Raw genomic sequence first — 15,005 nt, 5'->3', positions numbered from 1 at the left:
CGGGAGCAAGCTCCCTCGCCACAACCGTGCTTGTCACAAAAGTTCGGCGCTGCTAGGGCTCCAGGTGTTCGTGGGCTGTAGAGGCTTCCAGCCACGGCGCGAACAAGCGCGTCGCCAGCGGCATGCACACGTACACCACCGAAAGCACGATGGTCACGGTGATCAGGAACGTCGCGACCACGTAGTTGGATAGAAACGCGTTGAGTTGCAGCAAAGGCCCCCAGAGCAACGGCACCAGCAAGGTGTGCGGCAGGATGACCAGCAGCGTCACCACCGATTGCTTCCAGCGCGGCGGCGGCGCCGAGGCATCCGCCAGCGGGGCGAACCAGAACTCTTTATGCGGCGCGACTTCGGTCTGGTCGCCATCGGCCAAGAGGGGCGCGGCCTCTTCCACCAGTTCACGGCGCTCGGGGGAATCGAGCCAGCGCTGCATGGCGTCGGTGGAGCAGAAACGCAGCACGCAGGTAAACAAGGACAACCCGCCCTGCTTGCCCCGGACCACGTCCACGCCCAAATGCCCGGGCCACTGACCGGCGACGCTGACGATGCGTCGCAGCCAGGCTTCATAGGCACCGTCCTGGCCGGCCTTGATCCGGTGCTTGACCACCAGGGTGACGATTTCGTCAAAACCGGGTGTCGCGTTCGGTGCGGTGGACTTGATGGTTTGAGATTCAGGCATGGTGACGCACTCCAGCAAAACGCGTATTGATCGCCAGGCCACCAGGGCCGGCAATGAACACGCTGGTAAATATAATCAGCAGCAACCAGCCGAACTGCCCTTCCTCCAGGCTCCACTGCGGGTGCACCACCAGCAGCGCAACCGCCAGCAGAAACAGGATGGGCAGGCACGCCAGGCGCACCAGCACGCCGGCCATGATCAGCAACGGGCAGAGCACTTCGGCAAAGATCGCCAATATCAGTGTCGGCGCGGCGCCAAGGTGGAACGGGTCTTCGATGCGGCTCAGCTCGGCGCTGTAGTTCAAAAGCTTTGGCAGGCCATGGACCCACAGCAGAATCAGCGCGCCACTCAGGCGCAGGAACAGTAAGCCCAGGTCGTGCATGCGGCGCTCGTCAAAGATGTTCATCGGTGAGCTCCGGCCGGGTCCGTCGAGGCGGCTGCCGGCAGCGGTTGGGACATGTGCGTGGCGATGCGCGAGCGCAGCCAGCGCTCGGCAGGGTCGTTGTCATGCACCCCGCTCCAGACCATCGACAACTCGGCGGCATTGATCTCGAACGGCGGGTCTTCGGCGCGCAGCGCGCAACCTTCCACCAGCGCACAGGCGGCGTAGTCCGGCACAGTGGCGATCAGCTCGGTGCCGGCCAGCAACGCGCGCAGGCCGCTGAATTGCGGCACCGCGAGCACGACTTTGCGGGCCCGGCCGATGCGCGCCAGGTCCAGGTCGATGTTGCCGCTCAGGTCGCCCGAGAACGAAACCATGGCGTGGGGCCGCGAGCAGTACTCGTCCAGGGTCAGCGGCCCCGGGCGCTTGTCGCCACGCAAGACTCTGCAGGGGATGTCCCGCAGTTTCTTGCGCTTGGCATTGGCCGGCAGGTCGGTGGTGTAACTGACGCCGACGCTGATTTCACCGCTGGCCAGCAGCGACGACATCAGCAGGAAATTGGCCCGCCGCACCACCACGATGATGCCCGGGGCTTCTTCGCGCAGTTGGCTCAGCAAGGGCGGGAACAAGCCGAATTCGGCATCGTCGGACAGACCGATGCGAAACACGTCGCAACTGGTGGACGGGTCGAATGCCTTGGCCCGGCTGACCGCGCCGGAGATCGTGTCCATGGCCGGTTGCAGCTCCTGCAGGATCGCCAGGGCTCGCGGCGTGGGCTCCATGCCGCGGCCATGACGGATCAACAGCGGGTCATCGAACAGATCCCGCAGTCGCCCCAGCGCCGCGCTCACCGCCGGCTGGCCCATGAACAGCTTTTCGGCTACGCGGGTCAGGTTCTTCTCGAACATCAGCGCCTCGAAGATCACCAGCAGGTTCATGTCGAGGCGGCGTAAATCGTTGCGGTTCATGGGTGTCGTTCCTGTTGAATGCCGAGTACCGGCGCAGGCGCAGGCCCGCGCCGGTACGCCTCAGCCCTGGATGAACGCCAGCAGGTCCGCGTTCAAGCGGTCCTTGTGGGTGTCGGTCAGGCCGTGGGGCGCGCCCGGGTAGACCAGCAGCTGCGCGTTCTTGAGCAGCTTGGCGGCAGCGACGCCAGCGGTTTCGATCGGCACCACCTGGTCGTCATCGCCATGCACCACCAGGGTCGGCACGTCGATGTTGCGCAGGTCTTCGGAAAGGTCGGTCTCCGAGAACGCCTTGATGCAGTCATAAGTGTTCTTGTGGCCGGCGAGCATGCCCTGCATCCAGAACCAGTCGATCATGCCCTGGGAGACTTTGGCGCCCGGGCGGTTGGCGCCAAAAAACGCGCTGGCCACATCCTTGTATAGCTGAGAACGATCGGCCAGTGAGGCCTGGCGGAAGCCGTCGAACACCTCGATGGGCAATCCGCCGGGGTTGGCCGCAGTCTTGAGCATCAGCGGTGTAACCGCCGAGATCAGGCCAAGCTTGGCGACGCGAGCGGCGCCATGACGACCGATGTAGCGCGCCACTTCACCACCGCCGGTGGAGAAACCGAGCAGCACGGCGTTCTTCAAGTCCAGGCGCTCGATCAGTTCGGCCAGATCGTCAGCGTAGGTGTCCATGTCATTGCCGTCCCAGGGCTGGCTGGAACGTCCGTGACCCCGACGGTCATGGGCGATCACCCGATAGCCGTTGGAGGCCAGGAACATCATCTGCGCCTCCCAACTGTCGGAGTTCAACGGCCAGCCGTGACTGAAGACCACCGGTTGGCCGCTGCCCCAATCCTTGTAGTAGATCTCTGTGCCGTCGCGGGTGATGAACGTGCTCATGACATGACTCCTTGAGGTGGATAGAGGCTTCATGGTCCGGTCACAAGGGGCACAGGCGTGAGTTAAACGTTGTTAATTTTTCCGCGATCGAGGCGCTTTTTTTTGTGGCGAGGGAGCTTGCTCCCGCTGGGCTGCGTAGCAGCCCCGGAACTGTCACCTCGGTGTGCCAGATTTATGGGGAAACGGGCTTTTGGGGCCGCTTCGCGACCCAGCGGGAGCAAGCTCCCTCGCCACGGGGATCGGCGTTTGCCCATCGTTCCATGGAAGCTACCCACCGTTGCGCTGGGCGCAAAACCTGAGGAATATGCTCAGGTACAACCCCTGACCAGGGGAACAGAACAATGAGCGCACCATGAGCCAATACCTCAGCCTGCCCGTCGAACAGACAGTGCATTTCGGCCCTTACCGGGTCCATCCGCGCCAGCGCCTGGTGTTGGAGGGCGGGCAACCGTTGCGCCTGGGACGGCGAGCGGTGGAGATTCTGCTGGTGCTGCTCGAACACGCCGGCCAAGTGGTGAGCAAGCAGCAACTGATCGCTCGTGTCTGGCCCAAGAGCGTGGTGGAAGACACCAATCTGCGGGTTCACGTGGCGGCACTGCGCAAGGCCTTGGGCGATGGGCAAGCCGGCCAGCGCTACATCGTCACCGTGGCGCAGCGCGGCTACAGTTTTGTCGCGCCGGTGACGTTCGAATCGCCCGAACAACTGGCGCGTATCCCGCACCCTTCGCTGGCGCGCAACCTGCCGCCGCGCCGCACCCGCATGATCGGCCGTCAAGGCATGGTCGAGGCGCTGGTGGCGCAGCTGCCGCGAAAACGCTTCATTACCCTGGTTGGCAGTGGTGGCATCGGCAAGACCACCGTCGCCCTGCGGGTCGCCGAGCGGCTGATCGGCCATTACCGCGACGGCACTTATCTGCTGGACCTGGGCTCGCTCAACGACCCGGCCATGATCGCGCCCAATCTCTGCTCCCTGCTCGATCTATCGCTGCAGGACGGCGAGCCGCTTGAGGCCATGATCCGGCCGCTCAAGGAGCGTCACTTGTTGCTGGTGATCGACACCTGCGAACACCTGATCGACGCCGTTGCCCCGCTCTGCGAGACCTTGCTGCGTGGCGCGCCTCACTTGCACATCCTGGCCACCAGCCGCGAAGGCCTGCGCGCCGAAAGCGAACACGTGCAACGCCTCGACTCACTGGCGCTGCCGCCACGGGGCGTGGTCATCGAAGGTTATCCAGCCCTGGCCTACCCGGCGCTGCAACTGTTCGCCGAGCGGGCGATGGCCAGCCAGGACGATTTCGAGCTGACCGATCATGAAGTGCCGATGGTGGTAGACATCTGCCAGCGGCTGGATGGCATTCCCCTGGCGATCGAACTTGCCGCGGCCCAGGTGGGGCGCTTGGGACTGGAAGAGCTTTGCCGGCAGTTGCAGGACAGCGTCGCCCTGCTCGACCATGACATTCACGCCAGCGCACCGCGCCAACAGACGCTGCGCGCCACGCTGGATTGGAGCTTCGCGCTACTGACCACGTGCGAGCAGACGTCCTTGCGACGCCTGGCGGTGTTCATGGGCAGTTTCAATCTCGTCTCGGCCGCGGCGGTCATCGTTGGCCAGCATGTAGCGCCCGAGCAAGTGTTGGTGTCGGTCAGTCAGTTGGTCGCCAAATCCCTGCTGAATGTCGAGATCGGCGACGAAGAGGTGCGTTATCGCCTGCTGGACACCACCCGAAGCTATGCCCTGGAGAAGTTGATCGACGCAGGCGAACTCGCCGCCAGCCAGGAGCGTCACGCCGAGCGCTGCCTGACGCTCATGGAGCAGGCCGAGAAAGATTGGCACACCACGCCCACGCGGCTTTGGATCGAACGCTACGCGACCTACCGTGACGACATCCGCGCGGCGCTGGACCGAGGGTTGGGCCCGCACGGCTCCCACAGCGTGGCGATCCGCCTGACCGCCCGCACCCTGCCCCTCTGGCAAGAACTGTCGCTGCTCAAGGAACATGGGCTTTACGTCAGCAAGGCCCGGCAATTGCTCAGGTCCGGCCCCTCGCCGTGCCCGAAATTGACCCTCGCCCTGGAGCTGGCCCACGCCAGTTTCAACTACCACACCGAGGGCGGTACACCTGCCACCGTCGAGGCGTTCGTCACGGCCCGGCAATGGGCCCGGTTATGCCACGATTTACCCGGCGAGCTGCGGGCAGTGTCGGGCCAAATGACGGTAAATCTCAGCCGCGGTCGCTACCAGGAGGCGCTGGAACAATGGCTGGCCTTCGACCGGCTGGGGCTGCCGGGCGATCCGGTGCTGTCCTTGAGCACCCAACGGTTGCGGGTGCTGGCGTTGCATTTCACCGGCGATCAGGGCGCTGCGCGGCACCATGCCGAGCAGGTCATCCAGCGCCTGGCCCAAAACGGCCACCTGAGCCGCTTCACCCACGGTTTCGGCGTGCAATACGAACAGAGCGTGGCGGCGCTGACCATCCTGGCGCGCATTCTCTGGCTGCAAGGATTCGCCGAAAAAGCCCGGCGCACCGCCGACCTGGCGCTGCAAATCGCCCTGCAGATCAACCACGGGACCTCGATCTGCTACACCCTGGCGACGGCCGGTTGCGTAATCGCCCATTACGCTGGCGATCACTTGACCGCCCGCGAACGGCTCGATCTCTTGAAGTGCCAGGCCAGGAAGCATTCGGTGACGCTGTTCCATGACTGGGCCTGCCATTACCAACGCGCATTTGACGGCGCACCCCTGGCGACGTACCCGACCACCACCAGCCTGATCGAGGACATCGTCGTGACGCTGCGGGCAGAGGCTGTCAGTGCGCAGCAGATCGAACGCGCCCACAGCGGCGCCGCAGGCTGGTGTTCGGCGGAGATCCTGCGGGCCAACGCTCAAGCCTTGCTGGCGCAGAATGACCCGCATGTCGAAAGCCAAGCCGAAGCGCTGCTGCTGGCCGCGCTGGACGTGGCCAGGCGTCAAGGCGCGCTCGCCTGGGAGTTGCGCTGCGCTCTGTCGCTGGCCCGACTGTGGCAGCGCCAGGACCAGGACGAGGCCGCAGAGGATGTGCTCGCCCGCGTCTATCGACGCTTCACCGAAGGCTTCGACACGCCCGATCTAAAAGAAGCCGACGCGCTGCTCCAGTCGCTGGCCCGGCGCCTCGGGTCGTGACCGGTGCGTCTGCCACGCTTGTTGCAGCGCGTAGCGTCGATGCACGAGCTGCCATTGCCCACTGCCGCGCAGTTTTTCCAAGGCATAGGCGCGGGTGGTGCGCAGCAGATGGTAACGAATCCCTTCGGCCCGTTGCTCGACCATCACCAGCGATTGGGCGACCAGCCGTGACAACAGCCAGGGCAATCGACCGGTTTCCACTTCCAAGCAACTGGCCACGGCCATCATCGCCTTGAGCGTGAACGGCAATTCGAACACCGCGAGGCGTTGGAAAACCGTTCGCTCATCGTCACTCAAGCGTTCGAAGCTCCAATCCAGGGCCGCCTCCAGGCTTCGGTGGCGCGCCTCGGCTGTGCGACGTCCATGGCTCAGCAGCGACAGACCGTAGTTCAACTGCTCGAGAACCCCGGCCACGCCCAGCACATCCACTTGCGCCGCCGCCAATTCCAGTGCCAGCGGCAACCCATCCAAGCGCCGGCAGATCCGCGCCAAGGGGATCAGGTCGCGCTCACTCGGCTTGAAATCCTGCTGCCGGGCGCCGACCCGATCAATCAATAGTTGTACCGCCGGGGAGGCCAATATCTGGTGGCAGGGTTCGTGGGGCGATGTCACAGCCAGGCCGGGCAATTGCACGACATTTTCGTCAGCAAGATCGAGGGCTTCGCGGCTGCTCAATAGCAGCGATACGCCCGGCGCCGTTGCCCGCAGCGTCACGGCCAGTTCCCGGCAGGCGCCGATCAGGTGTTCACAACCATCGAGCACCAGCAACATCCGACAGGGTTGCAGTCGCTGGGCCAAGGCGCCGCCGGCCAGGCCAAGGGCTTGGGCAATCCGCACCGGGACCTGCGCCGGGTCGTTGATGGCAGCCATATCAATGAACCAGGCGCCGTCGGCAAAGTGCTCCAGCAACAGCTCAGCTGTGCGCAGCACCACGGTGGTCTTGCCGATACCGCCCGGACCCGTGACGGTAGTCAGCGGCTGGCGGGGCACTTCGACCAGCAAGCGGCCCAGCACCTTGTCGCGACCGATCACCGGACTCAGGCGCGCGGGCAGATTGTGCCGCTCGGACGGCGGCGTGTCGGGGAGTTGCGCAACTGACTCCAACGCCAGCGGCACGGCAAAGCAGTAGCCCTGGCGGGGATGATTGAGAATGTAGCGTTGGCCGTCACGGCCCTCGCCGAACGCTCGCCGCAGCGCCGCGATATGCACCCGCAGATTGATGTCTTCAACCACGCTGTCGGGCCAGACGCGGGCAATCAGCGTTTGCTTGCTGACGAAGGCCCCGGCGTGCGCTACCAATACTTGCAAAATGTCCAGCGCGCGACCGCCCAGCGCCAAGGGGCTTGCGTCACGGGTGACCAGTCGCTGCTGGCGATGGAAGACAAACGGACCGAAGCACACCGTGGGCTCGGTGCAGGGTTTGACGAAACTGTTCATGAGCGATCCTGCGCCAGATGACCGGTCCAGGCAGATCGCTGCGCAACGCCGCACACGTCTGCCCTGGCTCTTGCGCATCCTTTCCAGAGGGTTTGCCGTTATCTTGGCAGCCATCGACGGGAGAACAATGCTGGCACAGGACCCATCACGGACATGACGGTGCCCAGGACGGACACCGGAGGCTCAACTGAACTGCTGCCGGTACTGGACCGGGGTCAGGCCGAGTTTTTCACTGAACAGCAGGCGCATGTGCCGGACACTGCCGAACCCGCTGCGAAAGGCCACGGTCTTGAGCGGCAAGTCGGTGGATTCAAGCAACTGCCGCGCCCGATCGATACGCGCGCCCTGCAGGAACTCCATGGGCGTCATCTTGACTTCCCGGACGAACACCCGGGCAAAATGCCGAGCGCTCATGGCGGCCAGGGCCGCCATGCGTTCGACGGTGAAGGGTTCCTCCAGGTGCTCCATCACGTAGTTCTGTACGCGCGTCACCGGCGAATCCTGGGTCGCGATCACCGCAACCGACGGACTGAACTGCGCCTGCCCGCCCTGACGCTGCATCACCACCAGCAATACCTTGGCAATATCCAGCGCGGCTTTGCGCCCATGGTCCTGGGCGACGATGGACAAAGCCATATCGATGCCGGCCGTGACGCCGCCCGACGTGATCAGGCGCCGGTCTTGCAAAAAGATCTTGTCAGTCTCGACCAACGCCTTGGGGAAGCGCTGGATCAGCCGCTCGGTGTAGTGCCAATGGGTGGTGACGCGGTGCCCGTCCAGCAGGCCCGCTTCACCGAGCACAAAGGCGCCGGTACAGATCGAACCGTAGCGAGTGGCCCGTTGGGCCGAGGCCCGCAGCCAGGTGTGCAAACCTGGATGCCGATCGTTGTAGGCGCCAGGGCCGCCCGGCACCAACAATATGTCGTAGGCAGCCCAAGCCTGGTCGATATGGATGTCGGCCTGGACCGTCACACCATTGGAGGCCCGCAGCGGGCCTCGCTCGGTGCCCAGGGTCAGCAACTGATAGTGTTGATCCGGCCCGAGAAAACGATTGGCGATGGAAAACACTTCGAGAGGCCCGGCCATGTCGAGCAGCAGGAAATCGGGGAATAACACCATCGCAACGGTTTTCATGGATAAGACGCCAAAATCGGGAGGACACTGCTGCCAGCTCGGCCACAGGGTGACAACGGGACATTGGCGGGCATTATGACGAAGCGAAGCACCGTCGGCGAGATTGTCCACTCAGGACGGACAGTATTTCCCCATTAAGCCGCTTATTGAACAGCCTGATAACCATTAACCTTCTTCTGTACCCGGCGAACGGCCACGGCCACCGCCCACTGAAACCAGGAGAATCCTCATGCTGACCCTTCGCAAAGCGACTGAACGCGGTATCGCCCGTCACGGCTGGCTGACTTCGTTCCACACCTTTTCGTTCGCCCACTACCGCGACATCAACCAACAGGGTTTTTCCGACCTGCTGGTCATCAACGACGACCGCGTCGCCGCGGCCAAAGGCTTCGGCCAACACCCGCATCGGGACATGGAAATTTTCTCCTATGTGCTCGAAGGCGCGCTGGAGCACAAGGACACCTTGGGGACAGGCTCGGTCATTCGTCCGGGCGATGTGCAACTGATGAGCGCCGGCAGTGGCGTGGCCCACAGTGAGTTCAATCACAGCGCCGACGAACCGGTGCACTTCCTGCAAATCTGGATCGTGCCCAACGTCGTGGGTGCCACGCCGCGCTACCAGCAGGAACATTTCAGTACCGAACAGAAACGCGGCCGCCTGCAACTGATCATCTCCCCCGACGGCGCCGAAGGTTCGCTGCATGTTCGTCAGGACGCACGGGTGTATGCCGGCCTGTTCGATGGCAAGGAAAGCGCCACACTGACGTTGGCCACTGATCGCTACGCCTATGTACATGTCGCGCGAGGCAGCGTCGAGCTCAATGGCGTGGCGTTGCAAGAAGGCGATGGCGTACGAGTGCGCAATGAGCAAGTGTTGACGCTGACCAACGGCAAAGACGCCGAGGTGCTGGTGTTTGACCTGCGCCCACAGGAACTGCCGCAAATGCCATGAGGCCCACGCCGTGACGCTATCGATGAACCTGTGGGACCCGCTCGCTCCCACAGGGACTCATGGCCTCACTCGCTCTCCAGCGCAAACGCCGCGATAGGGTTTCGCCCTTCGTATTGCGGCGCCAGCGGCGAAGGCCTAAAGTCCCGAAGCACTGACGCTGTCCGACCAGCGGCCAGGCTCTGTCATCACACTGCCATATTGACTCGGCCTCTCAAGCCAAGCAAAATGATTTCACTTGGCCATCATCGCTTAGTACAGCTCATTTCACGGAAGAAAAGAAATGAAAAAGGTTATTTCGATAGGCATTGCTTTCGCAGTATGCCAAGCGAGTGCAGACGTACAGAAGATTCAATACACCTACGATGACTCGAATGCCGAGTACGCCATCGTCTCGTTTGTTGAAAGTGGGACGGCTGTCCAGGCGACGGTAAAAAGAACCGGTACCTATTTCACCACTTACACCAAGCTTGAACTCGATTGCACCGATAGAAACGTCCGCCATATGGGCATGTACAACAGTCTCGAAGGTCTGGAAAAAGCCGAATTCGACCAGATGCAAGGGCGAATCGTCGAGGGTTCGATCGCTGATGAGGTGGCGAGAATACTCTGCAAAGGCAAAACCCTGACCGCCACACAGACGAAAGAGTTGCCAGCGGACAAACTGTCGGACCATAAAAGCTGAACCCAACGCCACTAGCCTGTGGCGTCGCCATTCGCAGAGGTGCGGATGTCATTACAGAGCGAAGTTTCCTGCTAGCTCTCTGACATGGAATGTCTGCGTAGTTGATCGGCAAGCCTTGCAGCGATGCGCCATCAACTAATGAGACAGCTTTTATTTCTGCCCAGACAGAAAAAAAGACAACCTGACTGATAGCCTGGAACACCTGCCCTTGTCGGCGGGCGGGGAACTTTGATGCACGCAAAAAAGATATTCGAACTCCTGATGTCGTCGCTGGCCTACGTTTTGATCTCTCTCCTTTGGTTCGCGTACGCCGTGCCAGGGATGCTCGAATTGGATTCTGATTTTTCCTTGATAGCGGCCGCCTGCGGCTCGATCATCTGGCTGTGTGCCACAGGCTGTATCGCGTTGTACGTCGTTCAGAAGACGCGCGCGGCCTGAAGGCCGCTCACTGCGACACTTGCTTTCGCCCGAATGCCGTGCGGTAGCTGCCGGGCGGAACGCCAAAAAAATCCCGGAAGCGTCGTTGGAAATGCGGGGAGCTGACGAAGCCCGTTGCGACGGCGATCTCAGTGACCGATCGATTGGTTTGCTGGATGAGCTGGCGCGCCCGAGTCAGGCGCAGCTCCAGGTAATAGCGGGTTGGCGTCGCACCGAGAAACCGGCAGAACCGCCGCTCCAGCTGGCGCTTCGAAACCTTGACGCAAGCCGCCAGCTCATCGATCGTCAACGGTTCCTCGACGTTCTGCCACATCAGCTCCAACGCCAGCTTGAGACTTTCCGGCAGCGTCGGATCCGTCTCGACGAAGATCGGCGGCAGATCGGTGGCGTCATCGCCTGATTCGTCGCAACGAAGAATTTCCTCGATCGCCCCCACCAACGCCTCCCCGCCCGTGCGACGGATCAGCTGGAGCATCATGCGCAGCGAACTGTTGGCGCCCGCGCAACTGACCCGCTCGCGGTCCACCACATAGGCACGACTCAAGACTTTCACGTGGGGGAACATCTCGGTCATCGTCGCGCGACTTTCCGGGTGGACCGCGCATTCGAAACCGTCGAGCAAGCCCGCATCCGCGACGAAAAACACGCCGTTCCACAGCCCACCCACTATCGTCCCCGATGCCGCATTGGCGCGCAGCTTGCGCCGCAGCAAGGGCGTGCCCTGCAATTTCACGCGAAAGCCTCCCGCAACGATCAGCACGTCCAGGTTATCCGGCAATTGCGTCAGCTCGGTATCGGTGGAAATGACGATGCCCAGGTCACTCGTCACCTGGCCGCCCGATGCGCCTACTGTCAGCACTTCATAGAGCGGCACGTCGCTCATCAGGTTGGCGGTGACCAGCGCGTCCACCGCGCCGGTAAAGGACATCATTGAAAAATTGTCCATCAGCACAAACGCGACGCGGACCGGCGCTTGTCCGACAGGCACAGCCCCTTGAGGGCGATAGGCCATGTTCTTGTTCTTGAGTACGCTTTCGAATGCGCTGGGCATGGGGCCTCGTGAGACAGGAAGGCGATCGGGACTGGACTCGGGCAAACAGTCCCCGAGCGATAGCATCTTCGCGATTAACCGCACGGGCGACAATCGTCTGCGCGACATCACTGTCAGCGTTAACGACCTCCGACAGGTGGCCAACTCAAGGGAATACGACATTGGTCGATAGCCTCAGAGTAGGCATGGGCGCTTTCCCTTCCAAGTTCGCAACGCTCGCTAATGTTTCCGCCGTTCCAATACCGATAAATACCTGCGGGAGAAGTCATGAATATCAAACAGAAGCTGACATGGGCGTTCGCGACCATTGCCTGCCTCCCGGTTATCCTGGTGGCGGTGCTCGTGGTATTGAACCTGCGCGACGCGGCACAAGCCAACTTCCTGGACAGCAGCAGCCGCGAGATCCGCCAGATCGACAACGGCATGAAGCAGTTCTTCGACGGCATCATGCAGAACGTCGAATTCTTCGCCAAGGACCCGCGGATCGTCGCAGCCAAGGACCTGAAAAACTATTCCGGCGCTGACGCCGCGCAAATCCCGCTGACCGAAAACAACAAACAACTGCTGGAGATTTTCGACCAGTTTGCCAAGAGCCACCCAACCACCGCCTACCTGTCCCTGGGCCTGGCGGACGGCGGCTACGCCAGTTGGCCGGATGATCCGAAGATTTCCAACTACGACCCGCGCGCGCGCCCTTGGTACAAGGCAGCCATTGCGGCGCCTGGCACCACCGTGAAGACCGATGCCTATTACTGGGCGCCGGACGACGTGTCGTTGATCGGCATCGTGCACACCGTCGCCGACGCCAGCGGCAAACTGGTCGGCGTGGTCGGCCTCGACGTATCGCTCAAGCAGCTGACCGAACTGGTCAAGAACATCAAGCTGGGCGACAGCGGCTACCTGATGCTGGTGGAAGCCAGCGGCAACGTGCTGGTCGACCCCGCCGAGGCCAAGCATAACTTCAAGCCGCTGGCCGATCTGGGTCCCAATTACGCCGCGCTGGCCAAGAGCAGCGATGGTGCCACCGAGATCGAAATCGATGGCGTGCCTTACATGGCTAACATCGTGACCTCCAAAAGCCTGGGCTGGCGCTTCATCGGGCTGATCAAACGCGACGAAGTGATGGCCGAGGCCTCGAGCCTGACCTGGTTGATCGCCGCCATCGCCGCCGCGCTGGCCGTGGTCTTCGCCATTGTCGGCGCCAGCTTCGCCAGCGTGATCGTGCGGCCGATCCGCGGTGTTGCCAATGGCCTGCAGGAAATCGCCGAAGGCGAAGGTGACCTCACCCGCAAACTATCGGTGCAGGGCAAGGACGAAACGGCCACTCTGGCGGGCTGGTTCAACCAGTTCCTGGGCATGATCGCGCAACTGATGCAGCGCATCGGCAGCGCCTCGTCCGACCTGCAAACTGCCGCGGCCGATACCAGCAACGTGGCCCAGAACATGAACGATGCCGCCGGGCGCCAGCGCCAGGCCGTGGAGCTGGTGAGCACCGCGTTCAACGAAATGGTCGCCACCGCCAACGAAGTGGCCCGTTCTTGCAGCCAGGCCGCCGTCAGCGCGGATACCGGCTACCGCGACGTGCACGACGGCCAGCATCACATTGGCGAAGCCACCGGCAGCGTATTGAAATTGAGCGAGGACCTGCAGAAGTCGACCCAGACCATGCAGGCGCTGGAACAGGACAGCAAGAACATCAACACCATCCTCGACACTATTCGCTCGATCGCCGAACAGACCAACCTGCTGGCGCTCAACGCCGCCATCGAGGCGGCGCGTGCAGGCGATCAGGGCCGTGGCTTTGCCGTGGTGGCCGACGAAGTGCGCGCCCTGGCACGGCGCACCGCCGACTCCACCGGCGAGATCGACAGCCTGCTCGGCAACCTCGCGCGGCGCACCCAGGAAGTGACCCAACAAATGCAGAACAGCCTGCAAGTGTCACAAACCAGTGTCGAACGCATCCAGCAGGCCCGTGACAGCTTCGACAAGATTCGCACGTCGGTGGACTCGATTCGCGACCAGAACACCCAGATCGCCACGGCCGCGGAAGAACAGCACCAAGTGGCCGAAGACATCAACCGGCACATCGCGCAGATCCATTCCGATGCGCAGCTGGTCGAGGAATTTGCCCACACGGCGCAAACCGGCTCGGGGCGTTTGACGGATATTTCCGCGCAGCTCAAGGGCTTGGTTGGGCGCTTCAAGTTCTAATCGACATCGCTGAGCCAAGGACGGCTCACGCCCTGATCCATCCTGCGCACTACCCTTTCGCCCGGATCGCGTACAGACCAGCGGCAATCACCGTGCACGCTCCTACGATGGTCCAGGTATCCGGAAGCTCGCCGAACACGAACAAGCCGATCAACGTGGCAAACACCAGCAGCGTGTAATTGAACGGTTGCAGCGTCGCGGCCGTTGCGTACCTGAGCGCTTGGATAAGCAGCAGCTGGGCCACGACACCGGTGGTGGCAAGCACCGCGATAAGGCCCCATTGCATCGGCGTCGGCGCCACCCATCCGGGAAGGCCGGATACCGTCATGACGAAGGCGCCGATGGAGCCCATGTAAAGCAGGTTCGTCGCAAACGAATCGTCCCGGCTAATACGGCGTGTCAGTACGTTGAACAGCGCGAACCCCAGGGCCGCCACCAACGGGATCAGTGCCGCCAGTTCGAAAACTCCGCTACCGGGTCGAAGGATAATCAACGTTCCCATGAAGCCGGTGGCAGCGGCAATCCATCGACGCACCCCAATGAATTCGCCCAGCAACGCGCCGGCCAGCGCCAGGGTCATCAAGGGAAACACCGCATACAGCGCATGCATCTCAGCCAACCCGAGGTAGCGCAGTCCTAGGCCAAACAACGCGATTTCACCCACCCCGATCAGCGCACGAATGATCTGCAGGTAGGGGTGCCGGCTTCGACAGGCGGTGCGCAGTGTGCCCTGATAGACGCTATAGCCCACTGCAAATGCCAGGAACACCCAATAACGCACCATGACCAGCTGCGCGACCGGCAAGTCTTTGACCAGCTCCTTGGTCACCCCATCCTGGCCCGCGAAGATCAGCATGGACAACAAACACAAGACAATGCCAAGCCCAGGCCTGGGTACATCGCAAGCACGCGCCGCGCTGTCCAACTGACTGCTCATAGACCACTCCATTGCGGGGAGACTGCGGCTTCGTGACGACAGGCATCATTCATGCCCGGCACGCCATTCGCGTAATCGTACGCCCGGGC

General features: G+C 62.5%; 13 protein-coding genes and 1 pseudogene. 6 read left to right on the top strand and 8 right to left on the bottom strand.

What is annotated here, in order from left to right; all coding sequences use genetic code 11:
- Positions 1-52: 52 nt before the first annotated feature.
- Genes J3P95_RS10160 through J3P95_RS10145 form a run of 4 tightly spaced genes read right to left on the bottom strand, consistent with a single transcriptional unit; the run spans position 53 to position 2,911 of the window.
- Positions 53-679: an antibiotic biosynthesis monooxygenase gene (locus tag J3P95_RS10160; RefSeq protein ID WP_434577480.1), complete on the bottom strand. Its 627-nt coding sequence runs from the start codon at positions 677-679 to the stop codon at positions 53-55.
- On the bottom strand, positions 672-1,085 hold the full coding sequence (locus J3P95_RS10155) for a DoxX family protein (RefSeq protein WP_434626518.1): 414 nt from the start codon (positions 1,083-1,085) through the stop codon (positions 672-674). Before J3P95_RS10155 ends, J3P95_RS10160 begins: the two co-directional genes overlap by 8 nt.
- The gene (locus J3P95_RS10150) at positions 1,082-2,029 is read right to left on the bottom strand and encodes a LysR family transcriptional regulator (RefSeq protein ID WP_434577484.1); all 948 of its coding nucleotides are present in this window, start codon (positions 2,027-2,029) and stop codon (positions 1,082-1,084) included. Before J3P95_RS10150 ends, J3P95_RS10155 begins: the two co-directional genes overlap by 4 nt.
- Positions 2,030-2,089: 60 nt before the next feature.
- Positions 2,090-2,911, bottom strand: coding sequence for an alpha/beta fold hydrolase (locus tag J3P95_RS10145; RefSeq protein WP_434562629.1), 822 nt, complete (start codon positions 2,909-2,911; stop codon positions 2,090-2,092).
- Between the two features lie 352 nt (positions 2,912-3,263).
- Between J3P95_RS10145 and J3P95_RS10140 the strand changes: the two genes are divergently transcribed.
- Entirely contained in the window at positions 3,264-6,074 is a 2,811-nt protein-coding gene (locus J3P95_RS10140; RefSeq protein WP_434577486.1) for an ATP-binding protein, read from the top strand.
- Here J3P95_RS10140 and J3P95_RS10135 read toward each other — a convergent pair.
- Positions 6,021-7,511, bottom strand: coding sequence for an ATP-binding protein (locus J3P95_RS10135; RefSeq protein WP_434562625.1), 1,491 nt, complete (start codon positions 7,509-7,511; stop codon positions 6,021-6,023). The genes J3P95_RS10140 and J3P95_RS10135 overlap by 54 nt on opposite strands.
- A gap of 183 nt (positions 7,512-7,694) precedes the next feature.
- The gene (locus tag J3P95_RS10130) at positions 7,695-8,645 is read right to left on the bottom strand and encodes a GlxA family transcriptional regulator (protein WP_434562623.1); all 951 of its coding nucleotides are present in this window, start codon (positions 8,643-8,645) and stop codon (positions 7,695-7,697) included.
- Positions 8,646-8,874: 229 nt separating this feature from the next.
- Between J3P95_RS10130 and J3P95_RS10125 the strand changes: the two genes are divergently transcribed.
- The 3 genes from J3P95_RS10125 (at position 8,875) to J3P95_RS10115 (ending at position 10,717) form a co-directional block, all read left to right on the top strand.
- Positions 8,875-9,597 (top strand): pirin family protein, encoded by a 723-nt coding sequence (locus J3P95_RS10125; RefSeq protein WP_434562621.1) that lies wholly within the window; start codon positions 8,875-8,877, stop codon positions 9,595-9,597.
- Between the two features lie 280 nt (positions 9,598-9,877).
- Positions 9,878-10,279 carry a hypothetical protein gene (locus J3P95_RS10120; RefSeq protein ID WP_434562619.1) on the top strand — a complete coding sequence of 134 codons (402 nt, stop codon included), beginning with the start codon at positions 9,878-9,880 and terminating at the stop codon, positions 10,277-10,279.
- Positions 10,280-10,510: 231 nt separating this feature from the next.
- Positions 10,511-10,717, top strand: a complete 207-nt coding sequence (locus tag J3P95_RS10115; RefSeq protein WP_186609360.1) for a hypothetical protein — start codon at positions 10,511-10,513, stop codon at positions 10,715-10,717.
- Between the two features lie 7 nt (positions 10,718-10,724).
- Here J3P95_RS10115 and J3P95_RS10110 read toward each other — a convergent pair whose 3' ends face one another.
- On the bottom strand, positions 10,725-11,768 hold the full coding sequence (locus J3P95_RS10110) for a GlxA family transcriptional regulator (protein WP_434562617.1): 1,044 nt from the start codon (positions 11,766-11,768) through the stop codon (positions 10,725-10,727).
- 267 nt (positions 11,769-12,035) lie between these two features.
- On the opposite strand from J3P95_RS10110, the pseudogene J3P95_RS10105 reads away from it, so the two are divergent.
- Positions 12,036-13,118, top strand: a pseudogene (locus J3P95_RS10105) (HAMP domain-containing protein); the annotation flags it as partial.
- Between the two features lie 6 nt (positions 13,119-13,124).
- Complete coding sequence (locus tag J3P95_RS10100; protein ID WP_434626670.1) at positions 13,125-13,979, top strand: methyl-accepting chemotaxis protein; 855 nt, start codon at positions 13,125-13,127, stop codon at positions 13,977-13,979.
- 49 nt (positions 13,980-14,028) lie between these two features.
- Here the strand turns inward: J3P95_RS10100 and J3P95_RS10095 are convergent, their stop codons facing one another.
- The gene (locus tag J3P95_RS10095) at positions 14,029-14,916 is read right to left on the bottom strand and encodes a DMT family transporter (RefSeq protein ID WP_434577488.1); all 888 of its coding nucleotides are present in this window, start codon (positions 14,914-14,916) and stop codon (positions 14,029-14,031) included.
- Between the last annotated feature and the right edge of the window lie 89 nt (positions 14,917-15,005).

Origin of the sequence: Pseudomonas sp. Z5-35 (assembly GCF_051131945.1) — a bacterium.
Classification (GTDB): domain Bacteria; phylum Pseudomonadota; class Gammaproteobacteria; order Pseudomonadales; family Pseudomonadaceae; genus Aquipseudomonas; species Aquipseudomonas marvdashtae.
The sequence above is the reverse complement of the archived record's forward strand: the minus strand, read 5'-3'. Positions and strand labels throughout refer to the sequence as shown.

Excerpts from the sequence above, each read along its gene's own strand:
- J3P95_RS10160 (WP_434577480.1), bottom strand. The coding sequence starts at position 679 with ATGCCTGAATCTCAAACCATCAAGTCCACCGCACCGAACGCGACACCC.
- J3P95_RS10155 (WP_434626518.1), bottom strand. The coding sequence starts at position 1,085 with ATGAACATCTTTGACGAGCGCCGCATGCACGACCTGGGCTTACTGTTC.
- J3P95_RS10150 (WP_434577484.1), bottom strand. The coding sequence starts at position 2,029 with ATGAACCGCAACGATTTACGCCGCCTCGACATGAACCTGCTGGTGATC.
- J3P95_RS10145 (WP_434562629.1), bottom strand. The coding sequence starts at position 2,911 with ATGAGCACGTTCATCACCCGCGACGGCACAGAGATCTACTACAAGGAT.
- J3P95_RS10140 (WP_434577486.1), top strand. The coding sequence starts at position 3,264 with ATGAGCCAATACCTCAGCCTGCCCGTCGAACAGACAGTGCATTTCGGC.
- J3P95_RS10135 (WP_434562625.1), bottom strand. The coding sequence starts at position 7,511 with ATGAACAGTTTCGTCAAACCCTGCACCGAGCCCACGGTGTGCTTCGGT.
- J3P95_RS10130 (WP_434562623.1), bottom strand. The coding sequence starts at position 8,645 with ATGAAAACCGTTGCGATGGTGTTATTCCCCGATTTCCTGCTGCTCGAC.
- J3P95_RS10125 (WP_434562621.1), top strand. The coding sequence starts at position 8,875 with ATGCTGACCCTTCGCAAAGCGACTGAACGCGGTATCGCCCGTCACGGC.
- J3P95_RS10120 (WP_434562619.1), top strand. The coding sequence starts at position 9,878 with ATGAAAAAGGTTATTTCGATAGGCATTGCTTTCGCAGTATGCCAAGCG.
- J3P95_RS10115 (WP_186609360.1), top strand. The coding sequence starts at position 10,511 with ATGCACGCAAAAAAGATATTCGAACTCCTGATGTCGTCGCTGGCCTAC.
- J3P95_RS10110 (WP_434562617.1), bottom strand. The coding sequence starts at position 11,768 with ATGCCCAGCGCATTCGAAAGCGTACTCAAGAACAAGAACATGGCCTAT.
- J3P95_RS10100 (WP_434626670.1), top strand. The coding sequence starts at position 13,125 with ATGATCGCGCAACTGATGCAGCGCATCGGCAGCGCCTCGTCCGACCTG.
- J3P95_RS10095 (WP_434577488.1), bottom strand. The coding sequence starts at position 14,916 with ATGAGCAGTCAGTTGGACAGCGCGGCGCGTGCTTGCGATGTACCCAGG.